We start from the raw sequence: 274 nt of genomic DNA, 5'->3' as shown, positions 1-274 counted from the left end.
AAATCACTGGGGTGAAGGAGTAATATCTGCTACCTTTCCTTCCATGGTTCACTAGAAATAAGTTACATATGCCACAGTGGTTTACCGAATTACAAAGCTACATTGAAACGTCTCATCAAAATTGGAGTGGGAGCGTCCTTTTCATTACGCTCGCTAGCTTTATAGCTTGGATAGCTTGGCGGCTGATCCGCTCTCGCCTCGCTGCGCTCGTAGAGAAAACGCCCTTCCACTGGGATGACATGTTGCTTGATGCGCTAAAAGCGCCAGTCAGTAC

General features: G+C 47.1%; 1 protein-coding gene. It reads left to right on the top strand.

The genetic code is table 11. The features are described 5' to 3' along the window. Positions 1 to 68 precede the first annotated feature (68 nt). Positions 69 to 274: hypothetical protein (locus tag O4H47_RS17915; protein WP_269395388.1), on the top strand; the 206-nt coding region annotated here is incomplete at its 3' end.

Origin of the sequence: Maritalea porphyrae, from assembly GCF_027213965.1 — a bacterium.
GTDB lineage: Bacteria > Pseudomonadota > Alphaproteobacteria > Rhizobiales > Devosiaceae > Maritalea > Maritalea porphyrae_A.
The sequence above is the reverse complement of the archived record's forward strand: the minus strand, read 5'-3'. Positions and strand labels throughout refer to the sequence as shown.